The organism is Kitasatospora sp. NPDC024654 (assembly GCF_055559155.1).
On record NZ_JBVHLF010000051.1, the window covers coordinates 16,829 to 35,838 of the forward strand.

Annotated in this window: 12 protein-coding genes, 1 pseudogene and 2 riboswitches; of the genes and pseudogenes, 9 read left to right on the forward strand and 4 right to left on the reverse strand. The window is 73.2% G+C overall.

What is annotated here, in order from left to right; all coding sequences use genetic code 11:
* Positions 1–8 precede the first annotated feature (8 nt).
* On the reverse strand, positions 9–917 hold the full coding sequence (gene prpB / locus ACZ38L_RS26125; protein WP_465697697.1) for a methylisocitrate lyase: 909 nt from the start codon (positions 915–917) through the stop codon (positions 9–11).
* Positions 917–2,423, reverse strand: a pseudogene (locus ACZ38L_RS26130) (MmgE/PrpD family protein). The gene prpB and the pseudogene ACZ38L_RS26130 overlap by 1 nt, the downstream one beginning before the upstream one ends.
* Positions 2,424–2,684: 261 nt before the next feature.
* Between ACZ38L_RS26130 and ACZ38L_RS26135 the strand changes: the two are divergent.
* The 7 genes from ACZ38L_RS26135 (at position 2,685) to ACZ38L_RS26165 (ending at position 13,099) form a co-directional block, all read left to right on the forward strand.
* Positions 2,685–4,121 (forward strand): short-chain fatty acyl-CoA regulator family protein, encoded by a 1,437-nt coding sequence (locus ACZ38L_RS26135; RefSeq protein ID WP_465697699.1) that lies wholly within the window; start codon positions 2,685–2,687, stop codon positions 4,119–4,121.
* A 345-nt stretch (positions 4,122–4,466) separates the two neighbouring features.
* A riboswitch (cobalamin riboswitch) is annotated at positions 4,467–4,688 on the forward strand.
* Positions 4,689–4,828: 140 nt separating this feature from the next.
* Complete coding sequence (metE, locus tag ACZ38L_RS26140; RefSeq protein WP_465697701.1) at positions 4,829–7,138, forward strand: 5-methyltetrahydropteroyltriglutamate--homocysteine S-methyltransferase; 2,310 nt, start codon at positions 4,829–4,831, stop codon at positions 7,136–7,138.
* Positions 7,139–7,295: 157 nt separating this feature from the next.
* A riboswitch (cobalamin riboswitch) is annotated at positions 7,296–7,466 on the forward strand.
* Positions 7,467–7,677: 211 nt separating this feature from the next.
* On the forward strand, positions 7,678–9,177 hold the full coding sequence (locus ACZ38L_RS26145; RefSeq protein ID WP_465697703.1) for a CoA-acylating methylmalonate-semialdehyde dehydrogenase: 1,500 nt from the start codon (positions 7,678–7,680) through the stop codon (positions 9,175–9,177).
* Between the two features lie 13 nt (positions 9,178–9,190).
* Positions 9,191–10,327, forward strand: coding sequence for an acyl-CoA dehydrogenase family protein (locus ACZ38L_RS26150; protein ID WP_465697705.1), 1,137 nt, complete (start codon positions 9,191–9,193; stop codon positions 10,325–10,327).
* Complete coding sequence (locus ACZ38L_RS26155; protein ID WP_465697707.1) at positions 10,327–11,403, forward strand: enoyl-CoA hydratase/isomerase family protein; 1,077 nt, start codon at positions 10,327–10,329, stop codon at positions 11,401–11,403. The genes ACZ38L_RS26150 and ACZ38L_RS26155 overlap by 1 nt, the downstream gene beginning before the upstream one ends.
* Positions 11,397–12,326 (forward strand): 3-hydroxyisobutyrate dehydrogenase, encoded by a 930-nt coding sequence (mmsB, locus tag ACZ38L_RS26160; protein WP_465697747.1) that lies wholly within the window; start codon positions 11,397–11,399, stop codon positions 12,324–12,326. The genes ACZ38L_RS26155 and mmsB overlap by 7 nt, the downstream gene beginning before the upstream one ends.
* Positions 12,323–13,099 (forward strand): enoyl-CoA hydratase, encoded by a 777-nt coding sequence (locus tag ACZ38L_RS26165; protein ID WP_465697709.1) that lies wholly within the window; start codon positions 12,323–12,325, stop codon positions 13,097–13,099. Before mmsB ends, ACZ38L_RS26165 begins: the two co-directional genes overlap by 4 nt.
* Positions 13,100–13,233: 134 nt before the next feature.
* Here the strand turns inward: ACZ38L_RS26165 and ACZ38L_RS26170 are convergent, their stop codons facing one another.
* Complete coding sequence (locus ACZ38L_RS26170) at positions 13,234–13,896, reverse strand: NADPH-dependent FMN reductase (RefSeq protein ID WP_465697711.1); 663 nt, start codon at positions 13,894–13,896, stop codon at positions 13,234–13,236.
* A 581-nt stretch (positions 13,897–14,477) separates the two neighbouring features.
* Complete coding sequence (locus ACZ38L_RS26175; protein ID WP_465697713.1) at positions 14,478–15,740, reverse strand: GNAT family N-acetyltransferase; 1,263 nt, start codon at positions 15,738–15,740, stop codon at positions 14,478–14,480.
* 238 nt (positions 15,741–15,978) lie between these two features.
* Here ACZ38L_RS26175 and ACZ38L_RS26180 point away from each other — a divergent pair, with 238 nt between their 5' ends.
* Together ACZ38L_RS26180 and ACZ38L_RS26185 are read left to right on the forward strand one after the other, a co-directional pair.
* Positions 15,979–16,911, forward strand: coding sequence for a GNAT family N-acetyltransferase (locus ACZ38L_RS26180; RefSeq protein ID WP_465697715.1), 933 nt, complete (start codon positions 15,979–15,981; stop codon positions 16,909–16,911).
* Positions 16,912–17,502: 591 nt separating this feature from the next.
* Positions 17,503–18,822, forward strand: a complete 1,320-nt coding sequence (locus ACZ38L_RS26185) for an NRAMP family divalent metal transporter (RefSeq protein ID WP_465697717.1) — start codon at positions 17,503–17,505, stop codon at positions 18,820–18,822.
* The last annotated feature ends 188 nt before the right edge of the window (positions 18,823–19,010 follow it).

A 19,010-nucleotide genomic window follows, 5' to 3' on the forward strand; every position in this document is an offset into this window, starting at 1 on the left:
CCGGTGCGTCAGGTGCCGGGCGGGAGGGTGAAGTCGAAGACGGCCGAGTCGAAGGCCGTGTACTCCTGGTAGCCGAGGAGTTCGTAGAGACGGGAGCGGGTCTGCATGCGTGGCAGCAGGGATTGCTGGGTGCCCTCGCTGGCGATGGTGCGCAGGCCCTCCTCGACCGCGCCCATGGCCAGGCGCAGCAGGGTGGCCGGGTAGAGGGCGATGTCGTAGCCGAGGTCCTGCAGGGTGTGGGCGTCGAGGAGTGGGCTCTTGCCGAACTCGGTCAGGTTGGCGAGCAGCGGCACCCCGGGGAGGGCCTTGCGGAAGGCTTCGAACTCGGCCTCGTCGGCGAGGGCTTCGGGGAAGATCGCGTCGGCACCGGCGTCGACGTACGCCTTGGCCCGGTCGATCGCCGCGTCCAGTCCCTCAAGGGCTCGGGCGTCGGTGCGGGCCATGAGCAGGAAGTCGGGGTCGCGGCGGGCGTCGACGGCGGCCCGGACGCGGCGGGTCATCTCCTCGCGGGGCACGACCGACTTGCCGTCGAGGTGGCCGCAGCGCTTGGGGTTGACCTGGTCCTCCAGGTGCAGGCCGGCCAGGCCCGCGTCCTCCATCAGCTGGACCGTGCGGGCGGCGTTCATCGGCTCACCGAACCCGGTGTCGGCGTCGATCAGGACGGGCAGGTCGGTGACCCGGGTGGTCTGCTGGGCGCGCGCGGCGATCTCGGTCGACGTGGTCAGGCCGATGTCGGGCAGGCCCAGATCGGCGGCGAGGACCGCGCCGGACAGGTAGGCGGCCTCGAAGCCGGTGTCCTGGATCAGGCGGGCGGACAGCGGGTTGATGGCGCCCGGCACGGCCAGCAGGCGTCCGGTCGCCAGCCGTTCGCGCAGCGCGCGGCGGCGCTGGGACGCGGTGGTGCGGGTGTGCAGCATCAGAACAGGCCCTTCGGCAGGCTCGCGTCGAAGTCGCGCACGGCCCCGGTGTCGACGGCTGGGAACAGATCGTCCAGGTCGCGGGCGGTCAGGTCGGCGAGGTTCTCGGCGGCGGACAGGAAACGGTCCTGGTCGGCCGGGGTGACGATGCCCTCGGTGAGGGTGCGGAACTTGGCCGCGTAGGCCGGTCGGTCGAAGGGGCGGGCGCCGGCCGGGTGGGTGTCGGCGACGGCCAGCTCGTCCTCGATCACCGAGCCGTCGTCCAGGGTGATCACCGCCCGACCGCCGAAGGCCCGCCGCTCGGGGTCGGGGTCGTGGTAGCGGCGGGTCCACTCCGGGTCCTCGACCGTGGTGATCTTCCGCCACAGCTTGACGGTCTGCGGGCGCCGGGCCCGCTCGGGGGCGTAGGAGCGCTCGTGGTGCCAGACACCGTCCTCCAGCGCGACCGCGAAGATGTAGGGCACCGAGTGGTCGAGGGTCTCACGGCTCGCGTTCGGGTCGTACTTCTGCGGGTCGTTGGCGCCGGAGCCGATGACGTGGTGGGTGTGGTGGCTGGTGTGCAGCACGATGGAGCGCACCTGGTCAAGCGGTCCGGCCTTCTCGCGCAGCCGCCGCGCCAGGTCGATGATCGCCTGCGCCTGGTACTCGGCGGAGTGCTCCTTGGTGTAGGTGTCGAGGATCGCGCGCCGCGGCTCGCCGTCCTCCGGCAGCGACACCGTGTAGGCGGCGTCGGGTCCGTCGAGCATCCAGGCGAGGAAGCCGTCCTCGCCCTCGTAGATCGGCGACGGGGAGGTCTCGCCTCGCATCGCCCGGTCCACCGCCTCGATCGCCGCCTTCCCGGCGAAGGCCGGGGCGAACGCCTTCCAGCTGGAGATCTCGCCCTTGCGGGACTGCCGGGTCGCCGTCGTGGTGTGCACGGCCTGCTGGACGGCCTGGTACGTGACGTCGGCCGGCAGCCCGAGCAGGGCGCCGATCCCGCAGGCGGTGGCCGCGCTCAGGTGGGCCACGTGGTCGATCCGGTGCTCGTGCAGGCAGATCGCCCGTACCGACGTGGATCTCGTACGCCGCGGTGATGCCGCGCAGCAGGTCGGCGCCGCCGCGGCCGGTGTGCTGGGCGACGGCCAGCAGCGGCGGGATGTTGTCGCCCGGGTGGGAGTAGTCCGCGGCCAGGAAGGTGTCGTGGAAGTCGAGCTCGCGCACCGCCGTGCCGTTGGCCCAGGCCGCCCACTCCGGTGACACGCGCACGCCGGGCGCCGTGCCGAACACCGAGGCGCCCGGTGTGCCGCCGTGCGGCAGCGCCTGCGCGCGGGCGACGGCGACCGGACGCCGCCGCAGCGAGGCCACGGCGACGGCCGCGTTGTCGATGACCCGGTTGACCGCCATCGCGGCCACGTCCCCCTCGGGCTGCCCGGTGCCGCAGGCCATGGCGGCGAGCTTCCAGGCGATCTGCTCCGCACGGGGCAGCGCCTTCGCGCTCGGGTGGACCCGTACCTGATGGTCGATCACAGGACTCCTCGACGGTTCGGCCCGGCGGCTGCCGGGCTCCTGCTGGATGGGTGGCGCTCCGCCCTCCGGCACGGTGTCGTGCCGATGACGGGGACTCCGGGGGGCCCGGCGCGCACTTGCAGCATTCCCCGGGCCGAGCCCGTGGTCGACCCGTCCATCCTGCGAAATCCGTCCAGGTCAGCGATGCGGAAGTGCGGATTTTGCGAATCCGCGGCTGCTAACTTTGCGGGTCGTGCGCCGCCGACGACGAGCAGGAGGACCGTGAACCGCACGCCTGGCCAGAAGGTCTACGCCCACGCGAAGCTGCGCCGGCTCCGTCGCGACCACGGGCTCAGCCAGGTCGAGCTGGCCCGCCGACTCGGGATCTCCACCAGCTACCTCAACCAGCTGGAGCACAACCAGCGCCCGCTCACCGCGCCGGTGCTGCTGCGGATCGCCGAGGTCCTCGGCACCGACCCGGAGTTCTTCTCCGACAGCGGTGCCGGTCGGCTCACCGCCGACCTGCGCGCCGCGCTCGCGGACGAGGCCAGTGGCGAGGAGCTGCCCGCGGACGAGCTCGCCGAGGTGGTCCGCGACCATCCGGCGGTCGCCCGCGCCCTGGTCGCCGTGCACCGCCGCTACCGTGACGCGGTGGAACGCGCCGTGACCCTCGCCGGGCCGGGGGAGTCCACCGGTCTGCCCGCCGAGCCGCACGACGAGGTCCGCGACTTCTTCTACGAGCACCACAACCACATCGCCGAGCTGGACACCGCCGCCGAGGACGACGCCGCCGCGCTGGGCATCGTGCCCGGCCGGGCGGCGGACGCCCTGGAGCACCGGCTCGCCTCCCGGCACGGCATCCGCGTCGTCGCCACCGCCCCGCCCGGGCCGGCCGCCGGCGACGTCCGCAGGTACGACCCGGTGGCCCGCCTGCTGCACCTCTCGCCCTGGCTGACCGACGGCCGCCGCGCCTTCCAGCTCGCCACCCAGCTCGCCGTCCTCGAACACGGCCCGCTCCTCGACCACCTCGCCGACGCGCCCTCCCTCGGCTCCCCGGCGGCCACGGCGCTCGCCCGCATCGGCCTCGCCAACTACTACGCGGGCGCCCTGCTGATGCCGTACACGGCGTTCCACGCCGCCGCGGAGGAGCTGCGCTACGACGTCGAGCTGCTCCAGACCCGCTTCGGCGTCGGCTTCGAGACCGTCTGCCACCGCCTGAGCACCCTGCAACGGCCCGGCCTGCGCGGGGTCCCGTTCTCCTTCCTGCGGGTGGACCGGGCCGGCAACATCTCCAAACGGCAGTCCGCCACTGACTTCCACTTCTCCCGGCTCGGCGGCACCTGCCCGCTCTGGACGGTCTACGAGGCCTTCTCCGCCCCCGGCCGGATCCTCACCCAGGTCGCCGAGATGCCCGACGGCAAGCGCTACTTCTGGGCCGCCACCACCGTGACCCGCAGCGGACCCGGGCACGGCGCCCCGCACACCACCTTCGCCCTCGCGCTCGGCTGCGAGCTGCGCCACGCCCACCGGCTCGTCTACTCCGAGGGCATCGCCCTGGACGACCCCCGCGCGGCCACCCCGATCGGCCTCGGCTGCCGGATCTGCGAACGGCAGGACTGCGTCCAGCGAGCCCGGCCGCCGGCCGGCGGCCCCCTCGTCATCGACGAGAACCGCCGCACCACCGTGCCCTACCCCGTCCTGCGGCGGCACGAGCACTGACCCCGGCGCGCCCGCCGGCGCCCCGGCCCGCCGTGACGGAGACCGGGGCACCGGCGGGCCGGGGCGGGGTCGGAGCGCCCGGTGGGGGTGGAACCCGCGACCGCCACCGGCCGGTCGCTGGCGGTCGACGAGCGCGTCGGCACCTTCGCCCCGGACCCGGACCGCGCCGACTCGGCGGGCAGGGCCCGGGCGCGCGGACCGTCCGACGAGTGGTGCCCGCTCGAGCCACCGGGGCGCCCGGCGGCTCACCGCTGCGGGGCGGTCCCGACCTCTCCACGGTCGGGATCCCTCCCACACCACCATCCGCTATCCGGACAGTCGCTGCCGGAGCTGTCCCGATGGGCCTAGGCTGTGGCTCGCAGTTGGTTCGCCCTGCCAGCCAGGCAGGCGCGTCGCAAGAGGGAACCCGGTGGAAATCCGGGACTGCCCCGCAGCGGTGAGTGGGAACGACCGCCGTCACACGCACTGGGCCCCAGCGGGGCCCGGGAAGCGACGGCCAGTAGGTGCCGGACCAACAGGCCCGGCGTGCCCGCGAGTCCGAAGACCTGCCACTGCCCGCGTGCCACCGGTGCGCGGTGATCTCGGTGACCTCGTGGGAGGGTCGGCGGGGCGGGGCGGGCACCCCCTGGTGCCGCGTTCCCCACTCTCGTACCCTCGTACCTCCGTGCTCTCCCGGGATCGCAACGCGACTCGCGAAGGAGAGTTCCGTGTCATCGAGTTCCACCACCCCGCAGGCCACCGTCTACGGCTACCCGAGGCAGGGCCCGAACCGGGAGCTGAAGAAGGCGATCGAGGGCTACTGGGCCGGCCGCGTCAGCGCCGAGGTCCTGCGGGCCACCGCCGCCGACCTGCGCCGCGACAACTGGCACCGGCTGGCCGAGGCCGGCGTCACCGAGGTGCCCACCGGGGACTTCTCGCTCTACGACCACGTGCTGGACGCCACGGTCGCCGTCGGCGCGATCCCGCCGCGCCACCGGGCCGCCGTCGAGGCCGACCCGCTGGACGGCTACTTCGCGATGGCCCGCGGCACCCAGGACGTCGCGCCGCTGGAGATGACCAAGTGGTTCGACACCAACTACCACTACCTCGTGCCCGAGTTGGGCCCGGACACGGTCTTCGCCGCCAACTCCACCAAGGCGGTCGCCGAGCTGCGTGAGGCGCTCGCCCTCGGCCACCGTGGCCGCCCGGTGCTGGTCGGCCCGCTCAGCTACCTGCTGCTCGCCAAGCCCGCGCCCGGCGTGGCCGCCGACTTCCAGCCGATCACCCTGCTCGACCGGCTGCTGCCCGTCTACGCCGAGCTCCTCGCGGACCTGCGTGCGGCCGGCGCCGAGTGGGTGCAGCTGGACGAGCCGGCGCTGGTCCAGGACCGCACCCCGGCCGAGTTGAACGCCGCCGCTCGGGTCCACCGGGAACTCGGCGCCCTCACCGACCGGCCCAAGCTGCTGGTCGCGACCTACTTCGACCGGGCCGGCGAGGCGCTGAAGGTCCTGGCCAAGGCTCCCGTCGAGGGCGTCGGCCTGGACTTCACCGGCCCCGGCGCGGCCAACCTGGACGACCTCGCGGCCGTCGGCGGCCTGCCCGGCAAGCGCTTGGTCGCCGGCGTGGTGGACGGCCGCAACATCTGGATCAACGACCTGGAGAAGTCGCTGTCCACCCTGGCCGTACTGCTCGGGCTGGCCGACCGGGTCGACGTCGCCCCTTCCTGCTCGCTGCTGCACGTCCCGCTCGACGCCGACCGGGAGCGCGACCTCGCCCCGCAGGTGGCCCGCTGGCTCGCCTTCGCCCGGCAGAAGACCACCGAGACCACCATCCTCGCCCGCGGTCTGGGCGAGGGCGCCTCCGCGATCACCGCCGAACTCGCCGCCAACCGCGCCGACCTGGCCTCCCGCGCCGCCTCCGCCCTCACCTACGATCCAGCCGTCCGGGCCCGGACGGCGGCCACCACGGCCGCCGACGCCCGCCGTGCCCAGGCCTACCCCGAGCGCGCCGAGGCCCAGCGCACCCGGCTCGGCCTGCCGCTGCTGCCGACCACCACGATCGGTTCCTTCCCGCAGACCACCGAGCTGCGCACCGCCCGCGCCGACCTGCGCGCCGGACGCATCGACGCCGGCGCCTACCAGGAACGGATGGAGGCCGAGGTGCGCGAGGTGATCGCCTACCAGGAGAAGGCCGGGCTGGACGTCCTGGTGCACGGCGAGCCCGAGCGCAACGACATGGTCCAGTACTTCGCCGAACGGCTCACCGGCTACCTCGCCACCCAGCACGGCTGGGTCCAGTCCTACGGCACCCGCTACGTCCGCCCGCCCGTGCTGGCCGGCGACATCTCCCGCCCCGAACCGATGACCGTCGACTGGTACCGCTACGCCCAGGACCTGACGGACCGCCCGGTCAAGGGCATGCTCACCGGCCCGGTCACCATGCTCGCCTGGTCCTTCGTCCGCGACGACCAGCCGCTCGCCGAGACCGCCCGCCAGGTCGCCCTCGCCCTGCGCGACGAGGTCACCGACCTGGAGGCGGCCGGCGCCGCCGTCATCCAGGTCGACGAACCCGCCCTGCGCGAGACCCTCCCGCTGCGCGCCGCCGACCGCACGGCCTATCTGGCCTGGGCCACCGAGGCCTTCCGGCTCAGCACCTCCGCGGTTCGGGCCGACACCCAGATCCACACCCACATGTGCTACGCCGAGTTCGGCGCCATCATGACCGCCATCGACGACCTCGACGCCGACGTGATCTCCCTGGAGGCGGCCCGCTCGCACATGCAGGTCGCCCACGAGCTCGCCGAGGCCGGCTACCCCCGTGAGGTCGGTCCCGGTGTCTACGACATCCACTCACCCCGGGTGCCGAGCACCGAGGAGGCCGCCGGTCTGCTCCGGGCCGGGCTGGCCGCCATCCCGGCCGAGCGGCTCTGGGTCAACCCCGACTGCGGCCTGAAGACCCGCGGCTGGTCCGAGATCCGCGCCTCCCTCGGCCACCTGGTGGCCGCGGCCCGCGAGATCCGCGCGGAGCTGGCCGGCTGACGCCGTCGCCGGGGCGGGTGCGACCAGTCGCGACCACCCGCCCCGGCGCCGCCCGTGGCCGACCTTCGAGAGTCGAGGGGCCGGCTCCACCTGTACCGCCCCCGTCAGGCGCCGGCGGGCGCCGCGCTCTGGACTTACTAGGACGTCCAACTATATGGTCGTGGACAAGGCCCGCAGTGCAGGGAAGCCGGTGTGAATCCGGCACGGTCCCGCCACTGTGACCGGGGAGTGCGTCACCGCGGTACCAGCCACTGGCAGCCAGCCGGGAAGGCCTGGTGGCGCGCGCTGATCCGGGAGTCAGGATACCGACTGCGGGTGTTCCGTGTTGTCCACGAGGATGGAGCAAACACGCATGGCACCGGTCCGTGGTCTTTTCGACCCTGGTGATCCTGCGATGGTCGCGGCACGCCCGTCACCCTGACGGACCGCCGCGCCCGGCAGTACCCGACACCCACGCTCGCCACGAGCGTCGTGCGGACGTCCTGCCGTGCTCCGGTTCCCTCGGATCCAGCTGACATCCTGACGAGAGCAGGCTTGTGATGGTCCGTGAGCTCACCCATTTCATCGGCGGGAAGCACGTCCCCGGCGCCTCCGGCGTGTTCGGCGACGTGTACGACCCCAATACCGGCCTGGTGCAGGCTCGCGTCCCGCTCGCGAACCGGGCCGAGACCGAGGCGGCGATCGCCGACGCCGAGCGGGCCCAGATCGAGTGGGCCGACTGGAACCCGCAGCGCCGAGCCCGGGTGCTGCTGCGCTTCCTGCAGTTGGTCGAGGCCGAACGCGAGCCGCTGGCGAGGCTGTTGTCGGCCGAGCACGGCAAGACGATCGCCGACGCCCATGGTGACCTGCAACGCGGCCTGGAGGTCGTGGAGTTCGCCGCCGGGATCCCGCACCTGCTCAAGGGCGAGTTCACCGACAGCGCCGGCACGGGCATCGACGTCTACTCGTTGCGCCAGCCGCTGGGCGTGGTCGCCGGCATCACCCCGTTCAACTTCCCCGCGATGATCCCGCTCTGGAAGGCCGCCCCCGCCATCGCCTGTGGCAACGCCTTCATCCTCAAGCCCTCCGAGCGCGACCCCTCGGTGCCGCTGCGGCTGGCCGAGCTGTTCCTCGAGGCGGGCCTGCCGCCGGGCGTGTTGAACGTGGTCAACGGTGGCAAGGAGGCCGTCGACACGTTGCTGGAGGACCCGCGGGTGGCGGCGCTTGGCTTCGTCGGCTCGACCTCGATCGCGAGCCAGGTGTACGCGACGGCGGCGGCGCACGGCAAGCGGGCGCAGTGTTTCGGTGGGGCCAAGAACCACATGATCGTCATGCCGGACGCCGATCTGGACCAGGCCGCCGACGCACTGATCGGCGCCGGTTACGGCTCGGCCGGCGAGCGGTGCATGGCCATCTCGGTGGCCGTCCCGGTGGGGGAGGAGACCGCCGACGCCCTGGTGGCCAAGCTCACCGAGCGGATCGCGGCCCTCCGGGTCGGGGCCTCGCACGACCCGCGGGCGGACTTCGGCCCGCTGGTCAGCCGCGATGCCCTGGACCGGGTCCGCGGCTTCCTGGAACTCGGTGTCCAGGAGGGCGCCGAACTGGTCGTCGACGGCCGCGACCTGAGCGTCCCCGGCTACGAGAACGGCTACTTCCTCGGTGCCACGCTCTTCGACCGGGTCACCGCCGACATGCGGATCCACCAGGAGGAGATCTTCGGTCCCGTCCTCTGCGTGGTGCGGGCGGCGGACTACGAGGAGGCGCTGCGACTGCCCAGCGAGCACGAGTACGGCAACGGCGTGGCGATCTTCACCCGGGACGGCGACACCGCACGGGACTTCGCGCGCCGGGTCAACACCGGCATGATCGGCGTCAACGTCCCGATCCCGGTCCCGGTGGCGTACCACACCTTCGGCGGCTGGAAGCGCTCCGGCTTCGGCGACCTCAACCAGCACGGCCCGGACTCGATCCGCTTCTACACCCGGACCAAGACCGTCACCTCGCGCTGGCCTTCCGGGGTCAAGGAGGGCGCGAGCTTCACCATCCCCACGATGGGCTGAGGCGACCGTGCGGATGAACCTGACCGACGACCAACTCGCCATCGTCGAGACCACCCGGGACTTCGCCCGTGAACACCTCGCCCCGCACGCCGTGGAGTGGGACCAGACCAAGCACTTCCCCGTCGACGTGCTGCGCAAGGCCGCCGGACTCGGACTCGGTGGCGTGTACGTGCGCGAGGACACGGGGGGCTCGGGCCTGAGCCGACAGGACGGCGTGCTGGTCTTCGAGGCACTGGCCACCGGCTGCCCCTCCATCGCCGGTTACCTCTCCATCCACAACATGGTCGCCTGGATGGTCGACCGCTACGGCAGTGCCGAGCAGCGCGCCCGGCTGCTCCCCGGGCTCTGCTCGATGGAGCGACTGGGCAGTTACTGCCTCACCGAGCCCGGGGCCGGCTCGGACGCCGCCGCGCTGACCACCCGTGCCACCCGCGAGGGCGACGGCTACCGGCTCGACGGGGTCAAGCAGTTCATCTCCGGTGCCGGAACCTCCCAGGTGTACGTGGTGATGGCCCGCACCGGCGGGCCCGGCGCGGGCGGCATCTCCGCCTTCCTCGTCGAACGCGACGACCCGGGCGTCTCGTTCGGCCCGAACGAGAAGAAGATGGGCTGGAACGCCCAGCCCACCCGGCAGGTGATCCTGGACGGCGTCCGGCTGCCGGCGGACCGGCTGCTGGGCGTCGCGGGTGAGGGCTTCCGGATCGCCATGACCGGCCTCAACGGCGGCCGGCTGGGCATCGCCGCATGCTCGATCGGCGGCGCCCAGGACGCGCTGGACCGAGCCACCGGCTACCTCGCCGACCGCGAGGCGTTCGGCGCCCGGCTGTTGCACGCCCAGGCACTCCAGTTCCAGCTGGCCGACATGGCAACGGAGTTGGAGGCCGCCAGATCCCTGGTCTGGCGGGCCGCCGCCGCCCTGGACCAGCAGGATCCCGCGGCGCCGGGCCTGTGCGCGATGGCCAAGCGGTTCGCCACCGACACCGGCTTCGAGGTCGCCAACCGTGCCCTGCAACTGCACGGCGGCTACGGCTACCTCGCCGAGTACGGCATCGAGAAGATCGTCCGGGACCTGAGGGTCCATCAGATCCTGGAAGGGACCAACGAGATCATGCGCGTCATCGTGGCCCGCGGCCTGATCGGGGCCGCCTGATGAGCACCGGACCGGAGCCGGAGGAGGTCCTGCTGCGGCGCGAGGGCCGGATCGGCCGGATCGTCCTCAACCGGCCCAAGGCCCTCAACTCCCTGACCCACACGATGGTCCGCCGCATCGACGAGGCCCTCGCGCACTGGGAGCACGATGGCGCGGTGGCCGCCGTGGTGATCAGTGGCGCGGGCGAACGCGGCCTGTGCGCGGGAGGTGACATCCGCGCCATCCACCAGGACGCCCGCGAGGGCGGCACGGCCTCGCTCGACTTCTGGCGCGACGAGTACCGGCTCAACGCCAGGATCGCCCGTTACCCCAAGCCCTACATCGCCCTGATGGACGGCATCGTGATGGGCGGCGGCGTCGGCGTCTCCGCCCACGGCAGCGTCCGCATCGTCACCGAACGCACCAGGATCGCGATGCCGGAGACCGGCATCGGCTTCGTCCCCGACGTCGGCGGCACCTACCTGCTCGCCCTCGCCCCCGGCGAACTCGGCACCCACCTCGCGCTCACGGCCGGTGCGGTCGGCGCCGGCGACGCGCTGCTCTGCGGGCTGGCCGACCACTTCGTCGCCGCCGAGCGGCTCGAGGCCCTGATCGCCGACCTGGCCGACCTGGACGTCCACCAGGTCCTGAGCCGGCACATCACCGACGCACCGCCCGCCGAACTCGCCCCGCACCGCGGGTGGATCGACCACTGCTACGCCGCCGACACGGTCGAGGAGATCCTGGACCGGCTGCACGCCAGTGGCCGCGGTCCGGCCGAGGAGGCGGCCGGGCAGATCGCCGCCAAGTCGCCCACCGCGCTCAAGGTGACCCTGCGTTCGCTGCGGCTGGCCCGTCGGCTCGGACCGTTGGAGCAGGTCCTGGACCAGGAGTTCCGGGTCTCCAGCCGGGCGCTGCGCTCGGCCGACCTGGTCGAGGGCATCCGGGCGCAGGTGATCGACAAGGATCGCGACCCACGGTGGTCACCGCCGAGCCTCAAGGCGGTGGACGAGCGGGACGTGCAGGCCTTCTTCACCAGGCTCGGCGATCAGGAACTCGGACTCGGCCCCACCACCGCATCGGAGGAGTACTGGTGACCACCTTCACGATCGCTTTCATCGGCCTCGGCAACATGGGCGGCCCGATGGCCGCCAACCTGGTCAGGGCCGGACACCGGGTGAGCGGCTTCGACCTGGCCCCCGACGCCCTGCGCCAGGCCGAGTCGGACGGTGTGTCGATCGCCGCGTCGGCACCGGCCGCCGTCGCCGGGGCGGACATGGTGATCACCATGCTGCCCGCCGGCCGGCACGTCCTCGACCTCTACGGACCCGGCGGGCTGCTGGCCGCCGCCGCGCCCGGCACGCTGTTCGTCGACTGCTCGACCATCGACGTCGCCGACGCGCGCGCCGCCCACGCCGCCGCCCTGGCGGCGGGCCACCGGGCGGTGGACGCACCGGTCTCCGGCGGAGTGACCGGCGCGGCGGCCGGGACTCTGACGTTCATGGTCGGCGCCGCCGAAGCGGACTTCGCCGTGGTCGAACCACTGCTGGCCGCGATGGGCCGCAAGGTGGTGCACTGCGGGCCGTCCGGCGCCGGGCAGGCCGCCAAGATCTGCAACAACATGATCCTGGGCATCTCGATGATCGCGGTCAGCGAGGCGTTCGTGCTCGGCGAGCAGCTGGGCCTGACCCACCAGGCGCTCTTCGACGTCGCCTCGACCGCCTCCGGCCAGTGCTGGGCGCTGACCAGCAACTGTCCGGTCCCCGGCCCGGTGCCGGCCAGCCCCGCCAACCGCGACTACCAGCCCGGATTCGCCGCCGCGCTGATGGCCAAGGACCTCGGGCTCGCCGCCAACGCCGTTCGGGCCGGCCAGGTATCCGCCGAACTCGGCCTGCACGCGGCCGAGTTGTACGCGGCGTTCGCCGAGGACGCCGGTCCGGGACAGGACTTCTCCGCCATCGTCAACGCCATCCGCAGTCGTGGCGGCCGGACGGCCGCCGAAGGGAACAACCAGTCGTGACCGCATACGAGACCATCCTGCTCGAGCGCAAGGGCCGTACCGGGGTGGTCACCCTCAACCGGCCCAAGGCGCTCAACGCGCTCAACCTCCAGCTGATGCACGAGGTGATCGACGCGACCACCGCGCTCGACCACGATCCGCAGATCGGCTGCATCGTGATCACCGGGTCGGAGCGGGCGTTCGCGGCCGGGGCCGACATCAAGGAGATGCAGCCGCAGTCCTACCTGGACATGTACCTCAGCGACTGGTTCGCCGCCTGGGACCGGCTCGGCGAGATCCGCACGCCCACCATCGCCGCGGTCGCCGGGTACGCGCTGGGCGGCGGCTGCGAACTCGCCATGCTCTGCGACATCCTGCTCGCCGCCGACACCGCCGTGTTCGGCCAGCCCGAGATCAAGCTCGCGGTGATCCCGGGCATCGGCGGCTCCCAGCGGCTGACCCGCGCGGTCGGCAAGGCCAAGGCGATGGAACTCTGCCTGACCGGGCGGACCATGGACGCCGTCGAGGCCGAGCGGGCCGGTCTGGTCTCCCGGATCGTCCCGGCGGCCGACCTGCTCACCGAGGCGCTCGCCACCGCGGAGGCCGTCGCGGCGATGTCCCTGCCGGTGGCGATGATGGCCAAGGAGAGCGTCAACCGGGCCTTCGAGACCACGCTCGCCGAGGGCGTCCGCTTCGAACGACGGGTGTTCCACGCGGTGTTCGCCACCGCGGACCAGAAGGAGGGGATGGCCGCCTTCGCCGAGAAGCGCCCGCCGTCCTTCACGCACCGCTGACGGTGCGGGGGAGCGGCCGGGGCGCCTACCAGGGGGCCCCGGCCGGCCGCGGCCCGCCACCGGGCGCCGGCCGGTGCGGACGGACGGATACGGCGGTGGCGGCCCAGCAGGGCCGAATCCGCGGGCGACCGGGTTCAGTCCTCCGCCCGATGGGTGATGAGCGCCTCGGTGCGGTCTCCCAGGAACTCGTACCACCGCCGCTGCAGGCAGACGTACCGCGTATCCGCCTCGACGAGGCTGAGGAAGGCCGACACGGTTTCGGTGAGACGCTGCCGCAGCCCGGAGTCGGCCAGCTGTCCGTCCTCGGTGAACGCCTCGTAGGCGGCGGCCAGGCTGAACATGTCCGGATAGACGCGGGTGCCGAGGTGTTCCAGGGGGACCCGCAGCGCCCACAGCCCGCGGTTGCCCCCGACCAGGGACGGCGAGGCGGAGACGAGCATCGCGTGCTTGGTCTTGAACGGCTGCGGTTGGACCCGTGAGACCCAGTCGATCGCGTTCTTCAGCACGCCGGGCACCGAGCCGTTGTACTCGGGGGAGGAGATCACGAAGGCGTCGCACCGCGCGAGCCGGTCGTGCAGCGCGAGGGCGCCCTCCGGCAGCCCGGCGGTGGCCTCCACGTCGCCGTCGTACAGGGGCATCTCGAACTCGCGCATGGTGGCGAGGTCGACGGTGGCACCGTCGTCGGCGATCAACCGGGACACGAGGGTGGCGAGGCGGCCGTTGATCGAATCGGTCCGCAGCGCGGCGCCGAAGACGAGCACCCGCAGCGGACCAGGGTGGCCGCGGTCCGTGGGCATGGGGACGTCCTATCGTCGGCTGCGTACGTGTCGGTCGGGGGGCGGACAAGGACCAGCGTGGTCCCGGCAGGGCTGACGCGCGACCGGATCTGGGCCTTTCGGATGAGGAGGCGGGGCGAGGCGGGGCAGGCGGCCGAACGTCCGGTGGCGAGGCAGCCATTGACCACTCGGGAGGTGGCTCCTCGTCCGGGAGGCGGCCGGGTTCCGTCGGGCCCCAGCCGTGGCCGGCGACCGGGCCCGGGTCGGCACGGAACGTCAGGTGGATCTTCTCCCGGGCAGGGTGGGACAGCTCACGGGTGGGTGGAGTCCGTACCGGTCCGTTGCCGGTCCCGGGCAGCCCCCAGCCGGGTCCCGCGCGTTCACTGGGCCGCCACGGCCCGGGGCGGGGCTCCGAGGCCCGCCCCGGGATCACTCGATCGGTGCGGTGCTCCGGCTGCCGGTGTCTCCGGGGAGACGGCGCTCGCCCCGCCTGGTCACTCCGGCGGCTGCCTCCGGCACGACCTCGAGCCCGTCGTCCTTCCGATCGGCGGCGGGCGGACCCGGACGCCGCCCTTGCCGGGCTACCGGGTGTCGCGGCGGCGTCAGAACTCGTCGTGGGTGAAGGGCAGGAACTCGGTGCGCAGCGCGGCGTCGAGTTGGCGGGCCGCGCCCGCCGTGCGCTCGGTGACGAGTCCGGCGTGCGCGAGTCGGCGCAGCCGGGTGTCGCCCAGGTAGCAGGCGGCCAGGTCGCGGACGTCGAGCGCGAGGTCGGCGGGGTCGGTGGTCGGCTCGTACCGGCCGCCGTTCGCTCCGCCACCCGGGTCCGCGGTCAGGCGGAACCGGCCGTGGTTGGCCGGGATCGCCTCGTCGCGGACCTCCAGCACGAGGTCGACGGGTTGGGCCCAGGTGCGGGCGGTCAGGGCCGCCCGCACGTCCACCAGGCGTAGCCAGAGCGCCGGGAACTGTTGGGTGACCCGTACCTGGTCGCGGTCGGCGGCCAGTAGCGGCAGCGGATCGTCGGCCGCGCGGCCCCAGGCCCGCACCCGGCCGGTGAGGTCGATGGAGGCGAGGTAGCTCCACAGGGCCGCCGTCACCGGGGCGGTCTCGCCCTCCAACTCGTAGACCTGGACGAGCCCGGGGGCGCCGGTGTCGTCGTCGCCACCGCGGGTGCGGTAGATCGCGTAGCCGGCGCACGGGTCCTCGCCCGCCACCACGATCCGCGGCGGGCTGAGCTCGTCGTCGTCCTCGTCCTCCTCGGGCAGGACCTGTTCGCGCCACCAGAGGCGGTCGCGGGCCGGCCGGCCGGCTCGCCGGGACCGGCTCGCCTCGTAGCGGGGGCCGAGCAGGTCGGGTGCCTCGACGGCGTCCAGCAGGCGCAACGGGCCGGGGTCGGGAGTGAGGCGCAGGGCGAGCGGCCGGGTGGAGTCGATCTCGATGGTGGAGAGGTGCGTGGCCGCGCCGAAGCCGTAGCGGCCGTAGATGGCGGTCTCGGAGGCCCACAGCGCGGCGAGCGGGCGGCTGCGGGCGGCGCAGCCGCGCCACAGCTCCGTCATCAGCGCCGAGAGCACGCCGCGGCGGCGGTGGGTGGGCGCCACGGACACGAAGGTCAGTCCGGCGCAGGGCAGTTGGCCGCCGGGGACGGAGAGCTGGAGACGGTGGGCGGCGAGCAGGCCCACCAGACGGTCCTCCGCGTAGGCGCCGATCCGGTCGCAGCGGCGCAGCAGCCTCCGGTACCGGTCGCGCTCCTCCTTCTCGTAGGTCTCGTGGAAGACCAGGGAGGCGAGGTCGAGGGCGCGGTTGAGGTGCGCTTCGGGGACCTCGCGGATCCGTGGTGCCGCGGGCGCGTTCGCGTGCGGGGTGCTCACCCACGGGATGGTAGCGGGATGTCGGCGGCTCGACCGGGAGGTCGTTGCCGGCGGGAATCGGCGTCGCCCGCCGGAACCAGGCGGGACCTCCCCGGCCCGAGCCCCGGGTGGGGCCACCGCCCGTCCGCCCCGGTGCCCTGCTCGCCGGCCGGGGGCCGGGTGGGCTCCCGCGGCCGAACCGACCGGCCGCGGGAAAACCACTGGACGGCGGGGGAGTTGAACTCCCTATCCTGCTCGGATGACGGACTTCGCCCTCCTCGCCGCTCCCTCCGACTGGCAACCCGGCTACCGGCAGCGCCTCGTCGACGCCTACCGGGCGACCGGTCTGCCCGGGCCGGCCGCGGACGAACTCGCCGCCAAGGCCGTCGAGCAGAGCGACGGCTGCACGGCGGCGGCGGTCCTCGACGAGGACGGCCGCCGGATCGGGCAGGTCGTCGTCGGCCTCGCCGAACGGCACGGCGGCTCCAGCGGCCGGATCGGCGAGTTGTGGACCGACCCCGCCCGCGACGAACGGGGCAGCCACCGCCGCGCGGCCCACGCCTGGGCGCGCCACTGGTGCGCGGAGCGCGGGGCGGAGCGGGTGGTCGTGCGACTGGCCGCACCGGACGAGGTCTTCGCCGACTATCCGGTCCGTGGCCAGACCCGGATCAAGGTCATCAGCACTCCGGCCGAGCCGCCCGCCCGGGTGAGCCACCGGCCGATGACGGAGGCCGAGTACCCGGCCTGGCTGGCCGCCGGGAAGGAACGCTACGCCGCCGACATGGTCCGGGCCGGCTCCCGCACGTCCGAGCAGGCCCGGCAGAAGGCGGAGGAGGACTACGGCACGCTGCTCCCCGAGGGCGTGGCCACCCCCGACACCTCCCTCCTGGTGCTCCGGGCCGACGGCGAGCCGATCGGCAGCGGTTGGCTGAGGCACGGCCACCTCCCCGGAGTCACCTACGGTTACTCGCTGGAGGTTCACCCGGAGTTCCGCGGCCGGGGCCACGGCCGCTCGGCGATGGCCATCGGCGAGCAGGTCACACGGGCCGTCGGCGACCGGGTCCTGATGTTCAACGTCTTCGGCGGCAACGAGGTCGCGATGTCCCTCTACACCGCGGTCGGTTACCGCGTCCTGGAGGAGGTCCGCTCCCTCGACCTCACCCCGGGCGGGGCACCGAGTCGACGGTCCTGATCGCGGGGCCTCCGTGAGTTCCACGGGGCCGCAGGCGCGAGGCGGGCGCGGCGCGCGTACGGTCCGGGTGGGCCCGGGTGCCCACGGCCTTGAGCCCCGGGCGCTGCCGATCTCGGCCGGGCGACCGGCGGGGCGCCGGGGCCAGTCGTCGGCCGGGCCCGCCCCGCAGCCCACTCGGGTCCCCGGCGCGGTCCCCGTCCTCAACTGACCTGCGGTGTCCGGCGGGACACGGGTGCTCGGAGGACCTCGCCACCCGCATCCCGCCGGCGGAGGGGCCGGTGCGTGAAACGCGGTCGAGCCCGCTCTCCGGGGCCCGGCGGCCTCGACAGTTCATCAGCTGCGCAACTCTTGAGGAGAAGGTTTGCCTAACCTTATACTGCCGCCGTCCTTGTTCTCGCGAGGGCATGCAGCGTCAGCGAAGTCCGGTGCGAATCCGGCCCTGTCCCGCAGCGGTGAAGCCCCTTCCGGGGACGAGTCCGACCGGTGTCACTGCGTCCACGGACCCCAGCCCGCAGGAGGGCGGCCCGGACCCGCCCCCCGGGGTCGTTGTCCGGACCGTCGGCCTGTGACCATCCCGAGGAGGATGCCCCAGTGTCAGCCGACCTGTCCGAGTCAACACCGGCGAGAGAGTTGTCGGCGGTGGGAACGGCGGAACTTCCCCGCCGCCGACGCTTCTCGCTGACCCGGCGTCAGTGGATGATCGCCACGATGCTGGCGGCGTGGGGTCCGGGCCTGATCGTGATGCTGGCCGACACCGACGCCGGCTGCATCATCACGGCCGCGCAGTCGGGTGACCAGTTCGGCTACTCCATGGTGCTGCCCCAGCTGCTGCTGATGCCCGTGCTGTTCGCGGTGCAGGAGATCACCGTGCGGCTGGGCGTCGTCACCGGCAAGGGCCACGGCACGCTCATCCGCGAGCAGTTCGGCAAGTGGTGGGGGCTGCTCTCCGCCGGCACGCTGCTCCTCTCGGCGATCGGCGCGCTGCTCACCGAGTTCGCGGGCGTGGCCGGCGTCGGCGAGCTGTTCGGCATCTCCAAGTGGGTCACCGTGCCCACCACCACCGCGTTCCTGGTCGGTCTGGCCTTCACCGGAAGCTACCGGCGCTCGGAGCGGATCGGCATCGCCATCGGCCTGGCCGAGTTGGCCTTCGTGCCCGCCATGCTGCTCGCCCACCCGAAGGTGCACGACCTGCTGCACGGCATGGGCACCTTCCCGGTCGGCAACACGCAGTACGTCTACCTGCTGGCCGCGAACATCGGCGCGGTCATCATGCCGTGGATGATCTTCTACCAGCAGAGCGCCGTGGTGCAGCGGAAGCTGTCCATCCGCGCCCTGCGGCAGGCGCGCTGGGACACCGCGGTCGGCACGGTGCTGACCCAGGGCATCATGATCGTCGTCGTCGTCGCCCTGGCCGCCTCGGTCGGACGCAAGGACACCAACGCGGCGCTCAACGACGTGGGCCAGATCGCCGGCGCGCTCACCCCCTACCTGGGTTCGGGCAACGCCAAGTGGTTGGTCGGGGCGTCCATCCTGGGCGGCGCACTGGTCGCGGCCCTGGTGGTGTCGCTGGCCGGCTCCTGGGGCATCGCGGAGGTGCTGGGCTGGAAGCACAGCCTCGACGAGCGGATCAGCCGCCGCAACGCCAAGTTCTACGTCACCTACGCCCTGTCCCACATCATCGGCGCGGTCCTGGTGCTGGCCAGCTTCAACCTGGTCAGTCTGGCCGTCGACTGCGAGGTGATGAACGCGCTCCTGCTGCCCGTCGTGCTCGGGTTCCTGCTGGCGCTGGAGGCCAAGGCGCTTCCCGCCGAGCACCGGATGCGCGGAGCCTACCGGGTGATCATCACCGCGCTGTGCGTCATCGTCATGGGCTTCGGGCTGTACATGATCCCCAACACGCTCGGCTTCTGACGCCGGGCCCACGCGTTCCACACCTCGCGGGGGGGGGGGGGGGGGGGGGGGGGGGGGGGGGGGGGGGGGGTGGGTTGGGGGGGGGGGGGGGGGGGGGGGGGGTGGTTGACTTGAAGGGTCGAGTTCATGAGATCAGGCCCACCGGGTGTGGGACGGCTGGCTACCTTCGCGGCACGCACGGTCCCGCC